The sequence below is a fragment of the Streptococcus sp. SK140 genome, assembly GCF_000259525.1.
GTDB lineage: Bacteria > Bacillota > Bacilli > Lactobacillales > Streptococcaceae > Streptococcus.
On the sequence record NZ_AJML01000022.1, the window covers coordinates 20,810 to 39,221 of the forward strand.

General features: G+C 39.9%; 16 protein-coding genes and 1 pseudogene. 14 read left to right on the plus strand and 3 right to left on the minus strand.

From position 1 onward, the window contains the following. Nucleotides 1-140 precede the first annotated feature (140 nt). Nucleotides 141-1,088 (plus strand): metal ABC transporter solute-binding protein, Zn/Mn family, encoded by a 948-nt coding sequence (locus HMPREF1116_RS05945; RefSeq protein WP_000747442.1) that lies wholly within the window; start codon nt 141-143, stop codon nt 1,086-1,088. Beyond that, nucleotides 1,078-4,277: pseudogene (locus HMPREF1116_RS12435) on the plus strand (pneumococcal-type histidine triad protein). Before HMPREF1116_RS05945 ends, HMPREF1116_RS12435 begins: the two are co-directional and overlap by 11 nt. Before the next feature lie 87 nt (nt 4,278-4,364). Here the strand turns inward: HMPREF1116_RS12435 and pepT are convergent. Then, nucleotides 4,365-5,588, minus strand: a complete 1,224-nt coding sequence (gene pepT, locus HMPREF1116_RS05960; protein ID WP_000877020.1) for a peptidase T — start codon at nt 5,586-5,588, stop codon at nt 4,365-4,367. Nucleotides 5,589-5,742: 154 nt separating this feature from the next. Between pepT and hemH the strand changes: the two genes are divergently transcribed. Next, complete coding sequence (hemH, locus tag HMPREF1116_RS05965; protein ID WP_000709241.1) at nt 5,743-6,837, plus strand: ferrochelatase; 1,095 nt, start codon at nt 5,743-5,745, stop codon at nt 6,835-6,837. Between the two features lie 284 nt (nt 6,838-7,121). Here the strand turns inward: hemH and mnmE are convergent, their stop codons facing one another. Further along, nucleotides 7,122-8,495 carry a tRNA uridine-5-carboxymethylaminomethyl(34) synthesis GTPase MnmE gene (mnmE, locus tag HMPREF1116_RS05970; RefSeq protein ID WP_000632761.1) on the minus strand — a complete coding sequence of 458 codons (1,374 nt, stop codon included), beginning with the start codon at nt 8,493-8,495 and terminating at the stop codon, nt 7,122-7,124. Nucleotides 8,496-8,609: 114 nt separating this feature from the next. Beyond that, the gene (locus tag HMPREF1116_RS05975) at nt 8,610-8,792 is read right to left on the minus strand and encodes a 4-oxalocrotonate tautomerase (RefSeq protein ID WP_001117401.1); all 183 of its coding nucleotides are present in this window, start codon (nt 8,790-8,792) and stop codon (nt 8,610-8,612) included. Between the two features lie 123 nt (nt 8,793-8,915). Between HMPREF1116_RS05975 and HMPREF1116_RS05980 the strand changes: the two genes are divergently transcribed. From HMPREF1116_RS05980 to rlmD, 11 genes are all read left to right on the plus strand, one after another. Further along, nucleotides 8,916-9,515, plus strand: coding sequence for a thymidine kinase (locus HMPREF1116_RS05980; protein ID WP_000068114.1), 600 nt, complete (start codon nt 8,916-8,918; stop codon nt 9,513-9,515). Further along, on the plus strand, nt 9,505-9,984 hold the full coding sequence (locus tag HMPREF1116_RS05985; protein ID WP_000151344.1) for a GNAT family N-acetyltransferase: 480 nt from the start codon (nt 9,505-9,507) through the stop codon (nt 9,982-9,984). Before HMPREF1116_RS05980 ends, HMPREF1116_RS05985 begins: the two co-directional genes overlap by 11 nt. A gap of 9 nt (nt 9,985-9,993) precedes the next feature. Then, entirely contained in the window at nt 9,994-11,073 is a 1,080-nt protein-coding gene (gene prfA, locus HMPREF1116_RS05990; RefSeq protein ID WP_001028809.1) for a peptide chain release factor 1, read from the plus strand. Continuing rightward, a complete protein-coding gene (gene prmC / locus HMPREF1116_RS05995) occupies nt 11,073-11,915 on the plus strand; it encodes a peptide chain release factor N(5)-glutamine methyltransferase (protein WP_000761853.1) in 843 nt (280 codons plus the stop codon). The genes prfA and prmC overlap by 1 nt, the downstream gene beginning before the upstream one ends. Continuing rightward, nucleotides 11,899-12,501, plus strand: coding sequence for an L-threonylcarbamoyladenylate synthase (locus HMPREF1116_RS06000; protein ID WP_000970241.1), 603 nt, complete (start codon nt 11,899-11,901; stop codon nt 12,499-12,501). Before prmC ends, HMPREF1116_RS06000 begins: the two co-directional genes overlap by 17 nt. 1 nt (nt 12,502) lies before the next feature. Continuing rightward, complete coding sequence (locus tag HMPREF1116_RS06005; protein WP_000942925.1) at nt 12,503-12,949, plus strand: GNAT family N-acetyltransferase; 447 nt, start codon at nt 12,503-12,505, stop codon at nt 12,947-12,949. Continuing rightward, a complete protein-coding gene (glyA, locus tag HMPREF1116_RS06010) occupies nt 12,946-14,202 on the plus strand; it encodes a serine hydroxymethyltransferase (RefSeq protein ID WP_000575478.1) in 1,257 nt (418 codons plus the stop codon). The genes HMPREF1116_RS06005 and glyA overlap by 4 nt, the downstream gene beginning before the upstream one ends. A gap of 7 nt (nt 14,203-14,209) precedes the next feature. Next, nucleotides 14,210-15,184: a nucleoid-associated protein gene (locus HMPREF1116_RS06015; RefSeq protein WP_000356097.1), complete on the plus strand. Its 975-nt coding sequence runs from the start codon at nt 14,210-14,212 to the stop codon at nt 15,182-15,184. Further along, nucleotides 15,184-15,786, plus strand: a complete 603-nt coding sequence (locus tag HMPREF1116_RS06020) for a lysozyme family protein (RefSeq protein WP_025171262.1) — start codon at nt 15,184-15,186, stop codon at nt 15,784-15,786. Before HMPREF1116_RS06015 ends, HMPREF1116_RS06020 begins: the two co-directional genes overlap by 1 nt. A gap of 82 nt (nt 15,787-15,868) precedes the next feature. Then, nucleotides 15,869-16,843 carry a DUF1002 domain-containing protein gene (locus tag HMPREF1116_RS06025; RefSeq protein ID WP_001227374.1) on the plus strand — a complete coding sequence of 325 codons (975 nt, stop codon included), beginning with the start codon at nt 15,869-15,871 and terminating at the stop codon, nt 16,841-16,843. 74 nt (nt 16,844-16,917) lie between these two features. Then, entirely contained in the window at nt 16,918-18,273 is a 1,356-nt protein-coding gene (rlmD, locus tag HMPREF1116_RS06030; RefSeq protein WP_000914602.1) for a 23S rRNA (uracil(1939)-C(5))-methyltransferase RlmD, read from the plus strand. The last annotated feature ends 139 nt before the right edge of the window (nt 18,274-18,412 follow it).

An 18,412-nucleotide genomic window follows, 5' to 3' on the forward strand; every position in this document is an offset into this window, starting at 1 on the left:
AATGACCAGTGAGAACTGATAATGAAATCTAGTTCTCACTTTTTTCATGAAAATCTATAAAAAATATTGACATTTTAAATTTTTAGGAGTAAAATGTTTACTAGTTAATTAAATGGTTAAATACTAGTTAAGGAGTTGTTATGAAAAAAAGAACTATCCTATGGCTCATGCTGGCCTTCTTTGCTCTCGTTTTAGGAGCTTGTGGACAAAAATCTAGTCAAGATAATAGCAGTGAAGCTAAGGGAATGAAGATTGTGACTAGCTTTTATCCTGTCTATGCTATGGTCAAAGAAGTTTCAGGTAATCTAAATGATGTTCGGATGATTCAGTCTAGTTCTGGTATCCATTCCTTTGAACCTTCTGCAAATGATATTGCAGCCATCTATGATGCCGATGTTTTTGTTTATCATTCTCATACATTAGAGTCATGGGCGGGAAGTTTGGATCCGAGCCTACAAAAGTCCAAGGTAAAGGTGTTGGAAGCATCAGAAGGTATGACCTTGGAGCGCGTGCCTGGGTTAGAAGATATGCAGGCTGGAGATGGCATTGATGAGAAGACCTTGTACGATCCTCACACGTGGTTAGATCCTGAAAAGGTTGCAGAAGAAGCACAGATAATTGCTGATAAGTTATCTGAATTAGACAGTGTCAACAAGGATACCTATCAGAAAAATGCACAGAACCTTAGTGCCAAGGCTCATGACTTAACTAAGAAATACCAACCCATCTTTGAAAAAGCTAATCAAAAGACATTTGTGACTCAACACACAGCCTTTTCATATTTGGCAAAACGATTTGGACTCAATCAGCTTGGGATTGCAGGAATATCTCCTGATCAAGAACCAAGCCCAAGACAATTGACTGAAATCCAGGAATTTGTAAAGACTTATAAGGTCAAAACCATCTTTACAGAGAGTAACGCTTCATCAAAGGTAGCTGATACACTTGTCAAATCAACAGGTGTGAGTCTGAAAACCCTCAATCCTTTAGAGGCAGACCCACAAAATGACAAGTCCTACTTAGAAAACCTAGAAGAAAATATGGCTATCTTAGCTGAAGAATTGAAACGAGGAGATTATGAAGATTAATAAAAAATATTTAGCAGGATCTGCAGTGGTCCTTGCTTTAAGTGTCTGCGTTTATGCTTTAAATCAACATCAAGCACCTGAGAAAAAAGATGACAATCGTGTTTCCTATGTTGACGGTAAAGGATCTGAAGCTAAGAAGAATGAATCTCTGACACCAGACCAAGTTAGCAAGAAGGAAGGAATAGAAGCTGAACAGATTGTTACCAAGATCACTGATCAAGGTTATGTGACGTCCCACGGCGACCATTTCCATTACTATAATGGTAAGGTGCCTTATGATGCTATCTTTAGCGAAGAACTGGTCATGAAAGATCCGAACTATCAGTTGCGTGATCAAGATATTGTCAATGAGATTAAAGGTGGCTATATCATCAAAGTGGACGGCAAATACTATGTCTATCTAAAGGATGCTAGCCATGCTGATAATGTCCGTACCAAAGAACAAATCGAGCAGCAAAAACAAGAACACACATCAGATAGTGGTAGTGCAAGTGAGGAAGTTCTTGCTGCCAGAGCACAAGGTCGATATACAACGGATGATGGTTATGTCTTTAATGCTGCAGATATTATTGAAGATACAGGGGATGCTTATATCGTTCCTCACGGTGGGCATTATCACTACGTTCCAAAGAGTGCCCTATCTTCAAGTGAATTAGCAGCAGCTCAAGCCTATCTAGCTGGAAGAGGAAGTCAACCAAGCCTAACGGATTATAAACCAAATCCAAGTGTTACACCAAGTTCTCAAGCCGATAGCCCAGCAACAAGCATCCCAGTAGATCAAGAGGATAGCCTCCAAAGTCTTCTTGCTCAGTTATATGCTTTACCAGTTAGTCAACGCTATCAAGAATCTGATGGTTTGGTATTTGACCCAGCTAAAATTACCAGTCGAACACCATCAGGAGTTGCGATTCCACACGGCAATCACTACCATTTCATTCCTTATAGTAGTATGTCTGCTTTGGAGCAAAAAATTGCTCGTTTGATACCACTTGGAGGTGCCCTAACACTAACAAAGCCGTTAGAAAATCAAAATAAACCAACAGTTCAGCGTGACCATGAAAATGTAACTCATAAGAACCATCATGAGGATGAACATGATCATGGCTTTGCAGCTGAGCGTGTGATTAGAGAAGATGAGCAAGGTTTTGTAGTTTCACATGGGGACCATGCCCACTATTTCTTAAAAAAGATTTGTCAGCAGACAGATTAAGGCAGCGCAAGAGCATTTGCATGGTCATGGCCGAACAGAAGTTCCAGATAATCTAACACTCTAAAGAGAATGAAGCGAAACACGAGCATCATGAGGATGAACATGATCATGGTTTGCCTGAGCGGTGATTAGGAGATGAGCAAGGTTTTGTGGTTTCACATGGAGACCATGCCCACTATTTCTTTAAGAAAGATTTATCAGCAGAGCAGATAAAGGCAGCGCAAGCGCATTTGCATGGTCACCATCAGGCAGAACCTGTTAAACCTCTTGCCAAGACTGTAGAAAGTTTCTCTCGAGATGCCAGTGATGAAGAAAAGATGGCTTATATCTCTAAAACCTATGGTGTTCCGCTTGAAGCTATCCGAATTTCAAATGGATTCTTTGTATTTGGAAATCCAGACCAGGCTTACGACCCAACTCACATTCACCCTTATGCAGTTCGAAAAGAGCACGTTCGTATTCCGCTTCAAACAGGCGATGCAGAACTTGATTTCCTAAACGAACTCTATACAACTGCTTTACGTGATGGTGTTTCTCCTTATAGCTTACAGGTTGAAAATGGTAGCTTTGTTATCCCTCATGGAGACCACAACCATTACATCAAGGTTCAAACTAAAGGTTATGAAGTTGCTTTGAAAAACAAAATACCTGCCTTGCAATCTAACTACCAACCAGGAGCCTTTGATGAAGCTACTGTTCAAAATAAGGTTGATCAACTTCTAGCAGAAAGTCGCGAAGTTTACAAGGATAAACCAATTTCACAAAGACAAATTGAGCTTGCCTTGGGACAATTCTCTGAAAATATGAAGAAGCTCTCAACCAACTCAACAGCTGGTTATCTGGCTGCTTTAGATCTCTTTGACAAGCAGTATATCCACGTTGACTCTAGTGTAAAACCAACAGAAATCAGTCCTTTAGACAAGAAATATCAAGCTTTAGTAGATAAGATTAATACCTTGGATACGGATGCTTATGGACTTCCTAAAAAGGATCTCTTGGCTCAACTCCAAGAAAATAAATTGGCTCAAGATGAGGCTGGTTTAGATGCAGTTGAAGCTAAACTAGAAGCTCTTCAGGATTTTAATGATCGTACTGGTGTTACGACAGTCGAATACATTAAGTATTTCTATCAACATCTGTCAGATGGTCGTTTGAATGATACTCTTAGAAATAAGGTTGCCAACTTAACTTGGACCCTTTATCAGTCACAATCCTTCCTTAAAGCGACTGACTTAAACAAACTCTTCCCTGAAATCTATCAAACAAAATTAGAGGTAGAAGAAGCAGTGAAGAATGAATCAGTTGCTCATAAACCTTCTGAAACGATCCTAGATACTGAAAAAGTGGATGGTCACAGTGCTAAAACGGCAGTCTATGAATTTTTGAAAGGTTTGTATGATGATATTAAGCCTGAGGAACAAAGCAATCATGTTCGAAAAGGTCAAGTAGAAGAATTCTTAACAAAAGCTGAAGAGTTAGTGGCTCAAGTTAAAGAAGAGGGAGTTAAAGCTTCACTTGCTGATGAAGTGAAAAATCTAAAAGCTGCTCTAGATAAAGAGGACGCAGACCTTGATGAATTAAACACGCAAGTCCAAGACCTTCTGAAGCGTATTTCACAAACCATTCAGAATGAACGTGAGAATGCCAACCAAGACCCAGAAGTTTTAGTTCTTTATCAAAAACTTTATAATGGTGTCATTGCCCTTCATACTTATTTAGAAATGAATAATGGTTCTGATGCGGACTTTGAAAAAGTAGATGCCTTGTTTGATAAATTATCAGCTGCAAGCAAAGACAAGCAAGCTCTTCTAGCTCTTGCTCAAGAAATTGTCTCCTTAAACCAAGAATTTCAATCCAAAGTGAAGCCAGCTGAAGCTAGCACTGAAACAGCCAATAAAGAAACAAATGATAAACAAGCTGAGTCAACCTTAACTCCTGCAACTACATCTCCAGAAACAAGAGAAAAAGTAGCAGAATAACAAAATGTTCAGTCAGCTACCGTGTCAAAAGTAGGATAAAGTAGGCTACTGATAAAAAAAGAGGTCGGGAATTTTTTCCCGATCTCTTTAGTCTTTATAAGCTACAATTCCGATGATTGTATCAACAGCACGTTCCATTGTTTGTAGACTAACGTATTCAAAACGTCCGTGCATATTTTCTCCACCAGCGAAGATATTTGGTGTAGGAATTCCCATAAAGGAAATTTTAGAACCGTCTGTTCCTCCACGGATAGGCTCGATAATTGGTGCAATATCAAGACTTTCCATTACTGCTTTAGCGATGGTGATTGGAGTCATATCTTTTTCGATGACTTCCTTCATGTTGTAGTACTGGTCTGTCAAAGTCAAGGTTACACGATCACTACCAAGTTCTTGGTTCATCTTATCAGCAATAGCTTGCATGGCATCTTTACGCGCTTCGAAGTTTTCTTTTTCGAAGTCACGAATGATGTAGCTGGCACGCGCTTCCTCAACAGTTCCTGTTACATCCATGAGATGGTAGAAACCTTGGTAACCATCTGTTAATTCTGGGCGGTCACCAGCTGGGAGTTGGTTGTGGAAGTCGATTGCCATCTGAAGAGCATTGACCATTTGCCCTTTAGCAGTTCCTGGGTGAACATTACGACCTTGGAAGTGAAGTTCTGCACCTGCAGCGGAGAAGGTTTCGTATTGAAGTTCACCAAGAGGTCCGCCGTCAACTGTATAAGCGAAGTCAACATTGAAATCCTCTGCATCAAATTTATTGGCACCAACACCGATTTCTTCATCAGGTCCGAAGCCAACACGGATTTCACAGTGTTTAATCTCAGGATGAGCAGTCAAGTATTCGATAGCTGTCATGATTTCCGCGATACCTGATTTGTCGTCAGCACCGAGCAAAGTAGTTCCATCAGTAGTGATCAAGGTTTGGCCAGGATATTTCTCTAAGCTCTTGAAATCCGCTGGATCTAGTTTGAAACCAGAGTTCCCAAGCTCGATAACGCCACCATCATAATTTTCAATAACTTGCGGGTTAACACCTTCAGCATTAAAATCAGCTGTATCCATGTGGGAGATAAAGCCGATCTTACGAGTTAAACTTGGGTCGTTGGCTGGTAGAGTACCAATCGCAAAACCGTTTGGTAGGTAGTAAACATTTTGTAAACCAACACGTTTCATCTCAGGGATGAGGACATTGGTTGCGAAGTCTACTTGACTTTGGGTACTTGGTGTAGTGGTTGAATGTTCGTCAGAACGAGTATTGACTTTGACATAAGTCAAAAAACGCTCCAACAATGTTGGATATTTCATCGTAACTCCTTTTTTCCTTCTTTTAAAACCATTGTATCATAGAAAGAAGAGAAAAACAAAAGTCAGAAGGGAGGTAACATTCTTATGTTAGCGTTTACTTATGGCTGTTTTAGTGATACAATAAAAAAGATAAAAATATCACAAGGATGCAGAGATGAAAAAAGCGATTTTAATGATGACATTTGGTTCCCCAGAAGAGATTACCTTTGAAGGAGTAGCCGACTTTTTTACCAACATTCGTCGTGGAGTTCGACCTCAAGATCACGAGATTCAAACACTTTATGATAATTATGTTCGAATTGGAGGAACTCCACTACAAAAAATTACCCGTGAAGAAGTTGCCTTAGTAGAAGCTAGATTGGGAAATGAATATAGTGTCTATTTTGCCAATAAATTTTCAACCCCTTTTATTCCAGATATAATTCGGCAAATGGAAGCAGATGGAATTGAAAAGTGTATTTGCTTGATTTTGGAGCCACACTATTCCTTTTACTCTGTCATGGGGTACGAAAAGTTTCTGGAAAGTAAACAAATTCAGTTATTAGTTATTAAGGACTGGTATCAGGAAGAAGCCCTCTTAAACTATTGGACAGATGAAATTGCTAAGATTTTAAAAGAAAAGGTGAAACAGGATAGCTTTAAAGTCATCTTTTCTGCCCACAGTGTGCCCATTTTTGCCTTGGATTTTGGTGATCCCTATATCGACCAGATTTTCGAAAATAGCAAGTTAATTGCTGAGAAATTAGGCTTGAAACCAGAGCAATATACCAACACTTGGCAGAGCGAAAGTGATATTGGTATTCCTTGGATTAAGCCAGATGTCCTGGAATATCTTAGAGAACAGGAAGAACATCCAAGCCATTATATTTTTGTGCCTATTAGTTTTATTAGTGAGCACATTGAAGTTTTGTTTGACAACGATGTGGAATGTCATGACTTGTGTCAGGAATTGGAGGTGAACTACCATCGTCCACCAATGCCAAATACAGATTCTCGTTTGATTGATGCCTTGGTCAATATTATCCGAGCTAACGAACATAAAGAATTTAGAGAATTCCTCCCAGAAGAAGAGACCTTTGATGAATTAGTCCCTTCGGATGAAACTAAGAATATTTTAGATGAATCACAAGACTTACAAATGCCAGAATTTGTAAAAAAATTAATTGAGAAAAAAGGTCGTGAAAATGTCAAGATGCCTTATTTAATCAAAAAAATGCTTGAAAAAGCAGGTAAATTACCCAAAGACTAAGTGAAAATAGAAAAGAACTGGTAAGATTTGTTTCAAGTATTTGCTTGGCAGGATATAACTTAGAGGTGAAAGAAAAGGCGGTGGGACAGAAATCGATAGACAAAGTCTTGATTTCGTAGTCCCAGCCCCGCGAGGATGATTAGGAGCTTTTTGGAGTCTAAAAGACGAACAAAAAGTTCAATCAGCTACCGCGTCAAATTATGATTGATAATAAAAAGTGAGGTCGGGATCTTTTTGTCCCAACCTCTTTTTAGGTGACTAGCATTTTTTGACCTAGTTTTTTCTTATTTACCCAAACAAAATTGGCTGAACAACTGTGTAATGAGTTCATCTGGAGCAGCATCCCCAGTGATTTCTCCAAGAATTTCCCAAGTGCGGGTTAAATCAACTTGAAGCAAATCAACAGGCATTCCTAGTTCGAGGCCTTCGTTAACAGCTTGTAGGCTTTCAACCGCCTTTTCAATTAATGAAATATGGCGAGCATTGGACAAGTAAGTAGCATCTTGTTCGACCAAGCCTGCGTTTTCAAAGAAGAGATTGTTAATCCGTTCTTCAATCTTATCAATGTTTTGATTTTTGAGGACCGAAATACGGATGACATCTTCAGGAAGTTCGGTAGTTTCAATAGCCTCAGGTAGGTCAGTTTTGTTAAGTAGGATGATACGGTTGGTATCTTGGCTGATTTCAAGAAGTTGTCGGTCTTGGGCAGTTAGAGGTTCGCTGGCGTTTAAGACAAGTAGTACCAAGTCAGCTTCCTTGAGGGCTTTTTTGGAGCGCTCAACCCCGATCTGCTCGACGATATCATCCGTCTCACGAATACCTGCAGTATCAATCAATTTGAGTGGAACACCATTAATGTTGACGTATTCTTCGATGACATCTCGGGTAGTCCCTGCAATATCTGTAACGATAGCCTTGTCCTCACGCAAGAGGTTGTTGAGTAGGCTGGATTTCCCAACGTTGGGACGACCAATGATAGCTGTTGAAATCCCTTCACGTAGGATTTTACCGCGACGAGCTGTTCTAAGGAGATTGGTTAGTAATTGCTCAAACTCCAAGGTCTTTTCACGGACAACAGCAGTAGTGGCTTCTTCAACATCGTCGTACTCAGGATAGTCGATATTAACCTCTACTTGTGCCAGTGTATTAAGAATTTCCTGGCGAGTATTGTTAATAAGATCAGACAAGGATCCGTCTAGTTGCTTGACCGCAATATTCATGGCTTTGTCTGTCTTGGCGCGAATAATATCCATGACAGCTTCAGCCTGAGTCAAGTCGACACGACCGTTGAGGAAAGCACGTTTAGTAAACTCACCTGGCTCTGCCAACCGAGCACCTTCACGGATAGCAAGTTGCAGGATTTCATTAGTTACTGCAATTCCACCGTGAGTGTTAATCTCGATAATATCCTCACGAGTAAAGGTCTTTGGAGACTTCATAGCTCCAACCATAACCTCATCCATAATCTTGCCTGTCTGTGGGTCAACGATGTGGCCGTAGTTTAGCGTATGGCTTGCAACCTTAGTCAAGTCCTTACCTTTAAAGATTTTCTGGGCGATAGTAAAACTATCCGTACCGCTTAAACGAACAATCCCAATAGCCCCTTCACCAAGCGGTGTCGAGATTGCTGCGATGGTATCAAATTCACGTGTAATCATTTCATTTCCTTTTTACAATTTATATACAAATATCACTTAAAATTGTAACAAAATCTAGCTATTTATTCAACGAATGCCACTTATAAAGAAAAGCCTAAGCAGATTGCTTAAGCTTTATTTAGTGCGCATTTCACCTTGTGGGAAATAAGTTCCTTCAGGCATATCGTTAATAATAACGTGAACAGCTGACTGAGGTGCTCCTGTGTTACGAACAACAGCTTCTGTAACTTCCTTAGCTAGGGCTTTCTTTTGCTCTAGCGTGCGTCCTTCAAATAAATCAATGCGTACAAATGGCATAATTGCGTCCTCCACTAGTTATTTGATTTCTTCTATTTTACCACATTTTGCCATTTAAAGCTTTGAGAAATTATGGTATACTAGAATGTAGCAAAAATTTAGAAATGGACGTGAAATAGAAGCATGGCACAGTTGTATTATCGTTATGGGACCATGAACTCTGGAAAAACCATCGAGATTCTCAAGGTAGCCTATAACTATGAGGAGCAAGGAAAAGGAGTTGTGATTATGACTTCAGCTCTGGATACACGTGACGGTGTTGGCTATGTTTCAAGTCGCATTGGAATGAAAAGACCAGCAATTGCTATTGACGAAACAACAGATATCTTTGGATTTATCCGAGATTTACCTGAAAAACCTTACTGTGTACTTGTCGATGAAGCCCAGTTTTTAAAACGTCACCATGTTTACGACTTGGCCCGTGTTGTCGATGAGCTAGACATCCCTGTTATGGCATTTGGTTTAAAAAATGACTTTCGCAATGAGCTGTTTGAAGGTTCTAAACACCTCTTGCTCTTAGCAGATAAGATTGATGAAATCAAGACCATCTGTCAGTATTGTAAGAAAAAAGCGACTATGGTCTTGCGTACGCAGGACGGACTGCCAGTCTATGATGGTGAACAAATCCAGATTGGTGGAAATGAAACCTATATCTCAGTTTGCCGTAAGCATTATTTTGCTCCAATGATATCATCTAATAAGGAGCAAAACTATGACAATTGAACTAAGAGATGTTACAATGGGAAATTATTTTGATGTTTTGAATTTGGATGTCAAGGAATATCAAAAACAATTCATTGCAACCAACGCAATTAGTTTAGCTGAAGCATATGTCTATACTAAAAATGGAGATTTTGTAGCTCCATTGGCAATTTATGATAATGATGCAATTATAGGTTTTGTGATGATAGCTTATGATAAAAAGATCGGAATTAGTAGTGGAAATTATTTACTATTTCGTTTTATGATTGATAAGAATTTTCAAAATCAAGGATATTTTAAACCAATTATGGATAAAGTGCTGGACTATGTTCGGACAGCGCCAGCAGGTTTAGGCAATAAACTTTGGTTGTCTTATGAACCAGAAAATGAACATGCAAGATCTTGTTACCTCAGTTATGGATTTAAAGAAACTGGGGAAATATTTGAGAACGAAGTAGTAGCAATCTGTGATTTAACAATTGAGAAATAAGGAGAAAGAATGAATATCTATGATCAACTACAAGCTGTAGAAGACCGTTATGAAGAGTTGGGAGAATTGCTTAGTGACCCAGATGTGGTCTCTGATACCAAGCGTTTCATGGAGCTTTCAAAAGAGGAAGCTTCTACTCGTGATACGGTAACAGCTTACCGTGAATACAAACAGGTCCTTCAAAACATTATTGATGCCGAAGAGATGATAAAGGAATCAGGCGGAGATGCGGACTTGGAAGAAATGGCGAAGCAAGAACTCAAGGATGCTAAGGCTGAAAAAGAAGAGTATGAAGAAAAACTGAAAATCTTGCTTCTTCCAAAAGATCCAAACGATGACAAGAATATCATCCTTGAAATTCGTGGAGCAGCTGGTGGTGATGAAGCGGCACTTTTTGCTGGTGACCTTCTAACAATGTACCAAAAGTATGCTGAAGCCCAAGGTTGGCGCTTTGAAGTCATGGAAGCATCTATGAACGGTGTCGGCGGCTTTAAAGAAGTGGTTGCTATGGTATCAGGTCTGTCAGTTTACTCTAAACTCAAGTACGAATCAGGTGCCCACCGTGTGCAACGTGTCCCTGTGACTGAGAGCCAAGGTCGTGTACATACCTCTACAGCAACAGTTCTCGTCATGCCTGAGGTTGAAGAAGTAGAATATGACATTGATCCTAAAGACCTTCGTGTGGATATCTACCACGCTTCTGGTGCTGGTGGACAGAACGTAAACAAGGTCGCGACTGCCGTTCGTATCGTCCACTTACCGACCAACATCAAGGTTGAAATGCAGGAAGAACGTACACAGCAGAAAAACCGTGAGAAGGCTATGAAGATTATTCGTGCGCGTGTTGCGGACCACTTTGCACAGATTGCTCAAGACGAACAAGACGCAGAGCGTAAGTCTACTATCGGTACTGGTGACCGTTCAGAGCGTATCCGTACTTACAACTTCCCACAAAACCGTGTGACGGACCATCGTATCGGCTTGACTTTGCAAAAGCTTGATACAATTCTTGCTGGTAAATTAGACGAAGTAGTGGATGCCTTGGTCCTTTACGACCAAACACAAAAATTGGAAGAACTAAACAAATAATGAAATTAGCTCAAATTTTTAAAGATTTTGAGGAAAAGTTGATAGTACAAGGAGAGGAAGCAGAAAGCCTCTCCTTTGTCTATCGTAGCCTAAAAAATCTATCTTTTACAGACTTCGTCTTTGCTCTTCAGCAAGAAGTCACTGATGAAGATTACAAAATTGTAGAGGATATTTACAAAAAACTGACAAATCACATACCTGCCCAATACATTATCGGTCATGCTGAATTTTTTGGGATGCAGTTAAAAGTCGATGAGCGAGTTTTGATTCCTCGACCAGAGACAGAAGAGTTGGTGGAGCTCGTTCTTGCTGAAAATCCTAAGGAAAATCTCAAGGTACTAGATATCGGAACAGGAAGCGGAGCCATCGCCCTTGCTTTAGCGAAAAATAGACCAGATTGGTCGGTCGCAGCTGCGGATATTTCACAGGATTCCCTAGAACTTGCAACAGAGAATGCTAACGCTCAAAATCTAAATCTAAATCTCTCTTTTATCAAATCTGACTGTTTCTCCGAAATTTCTTCAAAATATGATATAATTGTATCCAATCCACCATACATTTCTCGAGCAGATGAGGTAGAAGTTGGTTTGAATGTTCTGCATTCAGAACCACATTTGGCACTTTTTGCCGATGAGGATGGCCTAGCTATCTACCGTAGAATTGCGGAAGACTCCAAGGATTATCTAAATGATGGTGGTAAGATTTATCTTGAAATTGGCTACAAACAAGGTCAAAGTGTACCCGCTCTCTTTATGGAAAATCTTCCTGAGAAACGAGTTCGTACTCTGAAAGACCAATTTGGCCAAGATAGGATGGTTGTCATTGATGATGGAGAAAATTAAGCAAGAGTTGGAAAAAGGTGGAGCTGTAGTTTTGCCAACTGAGACAGTTTATGGCCTTTTTGCGAAAGCTTTGGATGAGAAGGCTGTTGACCATGTTTATCAGCTCAAACGTCGCCCTAGAGATAAGGCTCTCAATCTCAATGTTGCTAGTTTAGACGATATCTTGAACTTTTCCAAGAACCATCCACCTTGTTTACAACAACTTGTTGAAAGTTTTCTTCCTGGTCCATTGACCATTATCCTAGAAGCTAATGACAAGGTTCCTTGCTGGGTCAATTCAGACTTAACGACTGTTGGATTTCGCATGCCCAGTCATCCTGTTACTCTAGAATTGATTCGTGAGTTTGGTCCCTTAATTGGCCCGTCTGCAAATATTTCAGGACATACAAGTGGTGTTAGCTTTAAAGAAATTTTAAAAGACTTCGGACAAGAGGTTCTGGGACTTGAAGACGATGCATTTTTAACAGGTCAGGATTCAACTATTTTAGACCTTTCTGGTGATAAGGTGAAAATTCTACGTCAAGGAGCGATTACTCGAGAAGATATCCTTGCCAAGATACCAGTAATTCCTTTTGAGGAGGTATGATATGCTACGTGATTTGAAAGCGACAGATGTCGAAACAATTTGTGTCATTAACAAAGAAGCACTAGGTTATGCTTTTAGTCCAGAGGAAACGGCTAGTCAACTAGCTAAGTTGTCACAAGACTCCCATCACTTCCTACTAGGTTTTGAGGATTCAATCAGCCATAACTTACTTGGTTATGTGCATGCTGAGGTTTATGAATCCCTTTATTCAAAACCAGGTTTTAATATCCTAGCTTTAGCTGTTTTACCTCAAACACAAGGTAAAGGAATCGGTAAAACGTTGCTTGAAGGATTAGAACAGGAAGCAGAAAAACGTGGCTATAAGTTTATACGTTTAAACTCTGCAGACCATCGTACAGGTGCGCATGCATTTTATGAAAGATTTGGTTATACCTGCGATAAAATGCAGAAACGGTTCATTAAATTAATAAAAGGAGAAGACCTATGATTTTTGACAAAGATGATTTTAAAGCCTATGACGCGGATCTTTGGAATGCCATTGCCAAAGAAGAGGAACGCCAACAAAATAATATTGAATTAATCGCTTCAGAGAACGTAGTCTCTAAGGCTGTTATGGCTGCTCAAGGGTCTATCTTGACTAATAAATACGCCGAAGGTTATCCAGGACGTCGTTATTACGGTGGTACAGATGTAGTAGATGTTATCGAAACTCTTGCTATTGAACGTGCGAAAGAAATCTTTGGTGCTAAATTTGCCAATGTCCAACCTCACTCAGGAAGTCAAGCTAACTGTGCAGCATACATGGCCTTGATCGAACCAGGTGATACTGTTATGGGTATGGATTTAGCTGCGGGTGGGCACTTGACTCACGGAGCTCCTGTTAGCTTCTCAGGTCAAACCTACAACTTTGTTTCATACAGCGTTGATCCTGAAACAGAACTCTTGGACTTCGATGCCATCTTGAAACAAGCTCAAGAAGTAAAACCAAAACTAATTGTTGCTGGTGCTTCAGCCTATTCTCACATTATTGACTTCTCTAAATTCCGTGAAATTGCAGATGCTGTCGGTGCTAAGCTCATGGTCGACATGGCTCACATTGCTGGTTTGGTTGCTGCTGGTCTTCATCCAAGTCCAGTACCATACGCCCATATCACTACAACAACGACCCACAAAACCCTTCGTGGTCCGCGTGGTGGTTTGATTTTGACTAACGACGAAGAGCTGGCTAAGAAAATTAATTCAGCTATTTTCCCGGGTATCCAAGGTGGTCCTTTAGAGCATGTTGTTGCTGCTAAGGCTGTTGCCTTCAAAGAGGTATTGGACCCAGCCTTCAAGGAATATGCAGCAAATGTTATTAAGAACAGCAAGGCTATGGCAGAAGTCTTCTTGCAAGACCCTGATTTCCGTATTATCTCTGGCGGTACTGAAAATCACCTCTTCCTTGTTGACGTGACTAAGGTTGTAGAAAACGGAAAAGTTGCTCAAAACTTGCTAGATGAGGTCAATATTACCCTAAATAAAAACTCAATCCCTTACGAAACTTTGTCACCATTTAAGACAAGTGGTATTCGTATCGGAGCAGCAGCAACAACTGCACGTGGTTTTGGTGAAGAAGAAAGTCGTAAAGTGGCTGAGCTGATCATTAAAGCCCTTAAAAATGCAGAAAATGAAGCTATTTTAGATGAAGTAAGAAGCGAAGTCAAAGTCTTGACAGATGCCTTCCCATTATACGAGGACTAAAATTTTTATGGACATTTATATTAAGAAAGCTATTATCCATCAGTTCAGCCCGGATGACACAGAGTTGTTTCTAGCGGATAAATTTCTCAATATCACTCCAAAAATCGAGGAATACCTACGCAAGAAAATCGAACGTGTGTATTCGGATGAAGCTAAGACTGGGATTTTCGAAGCAGAAAATCCCTTCTTCAATCATATTACAGATGATTTGTTGGAGACATCGGTGACGCTGGCTAATCTCTGGAAAGAGGAATTCAGCATTTCTGAAAATCTCAAGACCAATGACTTGATTTTTGTGCAATTTTCCAAAGAAGGAGTAGAGCATTTTGCCTTCCTACGCATTGCCCTGCGTGAGACCTTGACTCACCTTGGAGGAGAAGTTGATAATCCAATCAAGCTGACTCAGAATAACCTGCCTGGATTTGGTACAGGGGCTGACGAGGCCTTGGTGGTCAATCTTCAAAGCCGAAAATATCACCTGATTGAGAAACGAATCAAGTATAACGGGACTTTTTTGAACTATTTTTCTGAGAATCTGATACAGGCTCAGCCCAAAATTTCACCTAAGAAGTCAATCAAGGAACTGGAAAAAACAGCTCAGAGAATTGCTGAAACATTTAATACAGATGATTTTCAATTTCAATCTAAGGTCAAGTCTGCTATTTTTAACAACCTTGAAGAAAGCAATGAGTTGTCTCCTGAAAAATTGGCAAATGACCTTTTTGACAACAATCTTACTGCACGTCTTAGCTTTATTGACCAAGTCAAGGAAGCAGTGCCAGAGCCAGTTCAGTTTGATGAAATCGATGCAAGTCGCCAATTAAAGAAATTTGAAAACCAAAAGCTTTCTCTGTCAAATGGGATTGAGTTAATCGTACCCAATAATATTTACCAAGATGCTGAGTCGGTCGAATTTATCCAAAATGATAATGGTACCTACTCTATCTTAATCAAAAACATCGAGGATATACAAAGCAAATAATGTTTAAAATTATAAGAAGGGTCTTGGTGCTTGTTCTTATCTTATTTACTGGTTATAAACTTTTTCATATGTATCGGGATGTAAAGCAGGTCATGACCTATCAATCCTTGGTACGAGAGGTTTTAAGTGAGCAAGATACGCCAGCAAATGAAGAACTAGTCCTGGCCATGATTTATACTGAAACCAAAGGTAAAGAAAGCGACGTGATGCAGTCAAGCGAGTCTGCTAGCGGAACTACAAATACGATTTCTGACAATAGGAGTAGTATTCGTCAGGGAATTCAAACCTTGACAGAGAATCTATATTTAGCTCAAGAAAAGGGTGTAGATGTTTGGACTGCTGTACAGGCCTATAACTTTGGGCCTGCTTATATTGATTTTATCGCCCAAAATGGGAAAGAAAATACCCTTGCCCTAGCCAAGCAATATTCGAGAGATACCGTTGCACCGACACTAGGAAATACAACTGGAAAAACCTATCGATATGTCAATCCAATTTCCATCTTTCAAGGGGGAGAACTCTATGTGGATGGAGGGAACTATTATTACTCTAGACAGGTTCAACTAAATCTCTACATTATTAAATTTTTTAATCTATTTTAAGCACTTAGAAAATTCTAGGTGCTTTTATAAGCTTTCTTTAAGGCTAATTTACTATCCTAGATAGGAAAAGGAGGAACGTCTCATGCGAAAGAAATTCTTTCTGACTAGTGCTGCAGTTCTTTTAGCAGTTGCAACTTTGCAAAGCGCTCAAGCAGCCACTGATGTTCAAAAAGTAATTGATGAAACTTATGTTCAACCTGAGTACGTCTTGGGTTCTTCGTTAACAGAAGATCAAAAAAATCAAACATTAAAAAAACTCGGCTATAACGCCTCTACAGATACCAAAGAACTGAAGACTATGACGCCAGATGTCTACTCAAAGATTATGAACGTCGCCAATGACTCTAGTCTCCAGCTCTATTCGTCTGCAAAAATTCAAAAATTAGGTGAAAAATCTCCACTTGAAGTGAAGATTGAAACCCCTGAAAATATCACTAAAGTGACCCAAGACATGTACCGTAATGCGGCCGTTACCTTGGGTGTTGAGCACGCGCGCATCACCGTAGCTGCACCAATCCCTGTAACAGGTGAAAGTGCCCTAGCTGGTATCTACTACTCATTAGAAGCTAATGGTGTTCAACTTCCTCAAGAAAATAAAGACCTAGCTCAGGAAGAACTAAAAGCTTTGTCAGACATCAACGATGAAAACAAGGACAAATCAGGCTATGATGCCAATAAACTCAATGTAGCCCTTGCCGATATCAAATCTGCTATCGCTAAAGCCAAAGAGTCTAAGGGTGAGCTTACTGAAGATGATGTTCGTAAGATTGTTGAAGATACATTGAAAAATTATAAGCTGGATCAGGTTATAACAGGAAACCAGATCAATGTCATCATCAACTTTGCCTTTAATCTTTCTAAGAGCGATATTTTGAATAACGAAGACTTTACAAAGACTCTAAAGGATCTGAAACAAAGTATCGTTGCGCAAGCAGGAGATAGTTTTAGCAATATCGACCTTAACTTTGATGCTAATAAAGCTATTCAAGACGGTGGGAATATCCTCAGTGCTATTTGGCAAGCAATTGTAAACTTTTTCAAGAGTTTTGGTGCTTAGGCTAATTCATGGTATAATAGATGGTAACAGAACAGTTGCCGTCTTTTTTTGTTGGCTGATAGAAAGTGAAACATATGTTAAAGAAAAATGATATTGTAGAAGTAGAGATTGTCGATTTGACACATGAAGGAGCAGGTGTTGCCAAGGTAGATGGCTTGGTCTTTTTTGTAGAGAATGCTCTACCGACTGAGAAGATCCTTATGCGTGTCCTTAAAGTCAACAAGAAGATTGGCTTTGGTAAAGTCGAGGAATACCTTACGCAATCACCACATCGCAACCTAGACTTAGATTTGGCATACTTACGTTCAGGTATTGCCGACCTAGGTCATCTAGCTTATCCAGAGCAACTCAAGTTCAAAAACAAGCAAGTAAAAGACAGCCTCTATAAAATTGCAGGAATCAGGGATGTAGAGGTTGCTGATACTCTTGGTATGGAACATCCGGTCAAGTACCGTAACAAGGCTCAAGTCCCTGTTCGTCGTGTTAATGGTGTTCTAGAAACTGGTTTCTTCCGTAAGAATTCTCATGACCTTATGCCATTGGAAGATTTTTACATTCAGGATCCAGTCATTGATCAAGTTATTGTGGCTTTGCGAGATTTGCTCCGTCGATATGACTTAAAGCCTTATGATGAGAAGGAACAGTCAGGCTTGATTCGTAACCTTGTTGTGCGTCGTGGATATCATTCAGGACAAATCATGGTTATTTTGGTGACAACTCGTCCTAAAGTTTTCAGAGTTGAACAGGTGATTGAACAACTGATCAAGCAATTTCCAGAAATTGTGTCAGTCATGCAGAATATCAATGACCAAAACACCAATGCGATTTTCGGGAAAGAATGGCGTACACTTTATGGTCAAGACTACATTACCGACCAAATGTTGGGCAATGATTTCCAAATCTCTGGACCAGCCTTTTACCAGGTCAATACCGAAATGGCAGAGAAGCTTTATCAAACAGCCATTGACTTTGCGGAGTTAAGAGCAGAGGATGTGGTCATTGATGCCTACTCAGGAATTGGGACCATTGGACTATCTGTCGCTAAACATGTCAAGGAAGTTTATGGCGTAGAGGTTATCTCAGAAGCAGTAGAGAATAGCCAGAAGAATGCTGCCTTAAACAATATCACCAATGCCCACTATGTCTGCGATACAGCTGAAAATGCCATGAAGAATTGGCTCAAGGAAGGCATCCAACCAACTGCTATCCTAGTCGACCCACCACGCAAGGGGTTGACCGAAAGCTTTATCAAAGCCAGCGCCCAAACAGAAGCTGATCGCATCGCTTATATCTCTTGTAATGTAGCAACCATGGCTCGAGATATCAAACTCTATCAAGAGCTAGGCTATGAATTGAAGAAAGTCCAGCCGGTTGATCTTTTCCCGCAGACGCATCATGTTGAGTGTGTTGGATTACTTGAAAAAGCGTAAAAACCTTCTAACAAAAGGGATACTGAAAAGCCTTGAATGTAACGCTTTTTGTGTTTTTATGATAGAATATAGGTAGTTATAATCAAGACCAACTAATAAGCAGTAACAAATATTACATTTAAAATAATCAAGATATGGA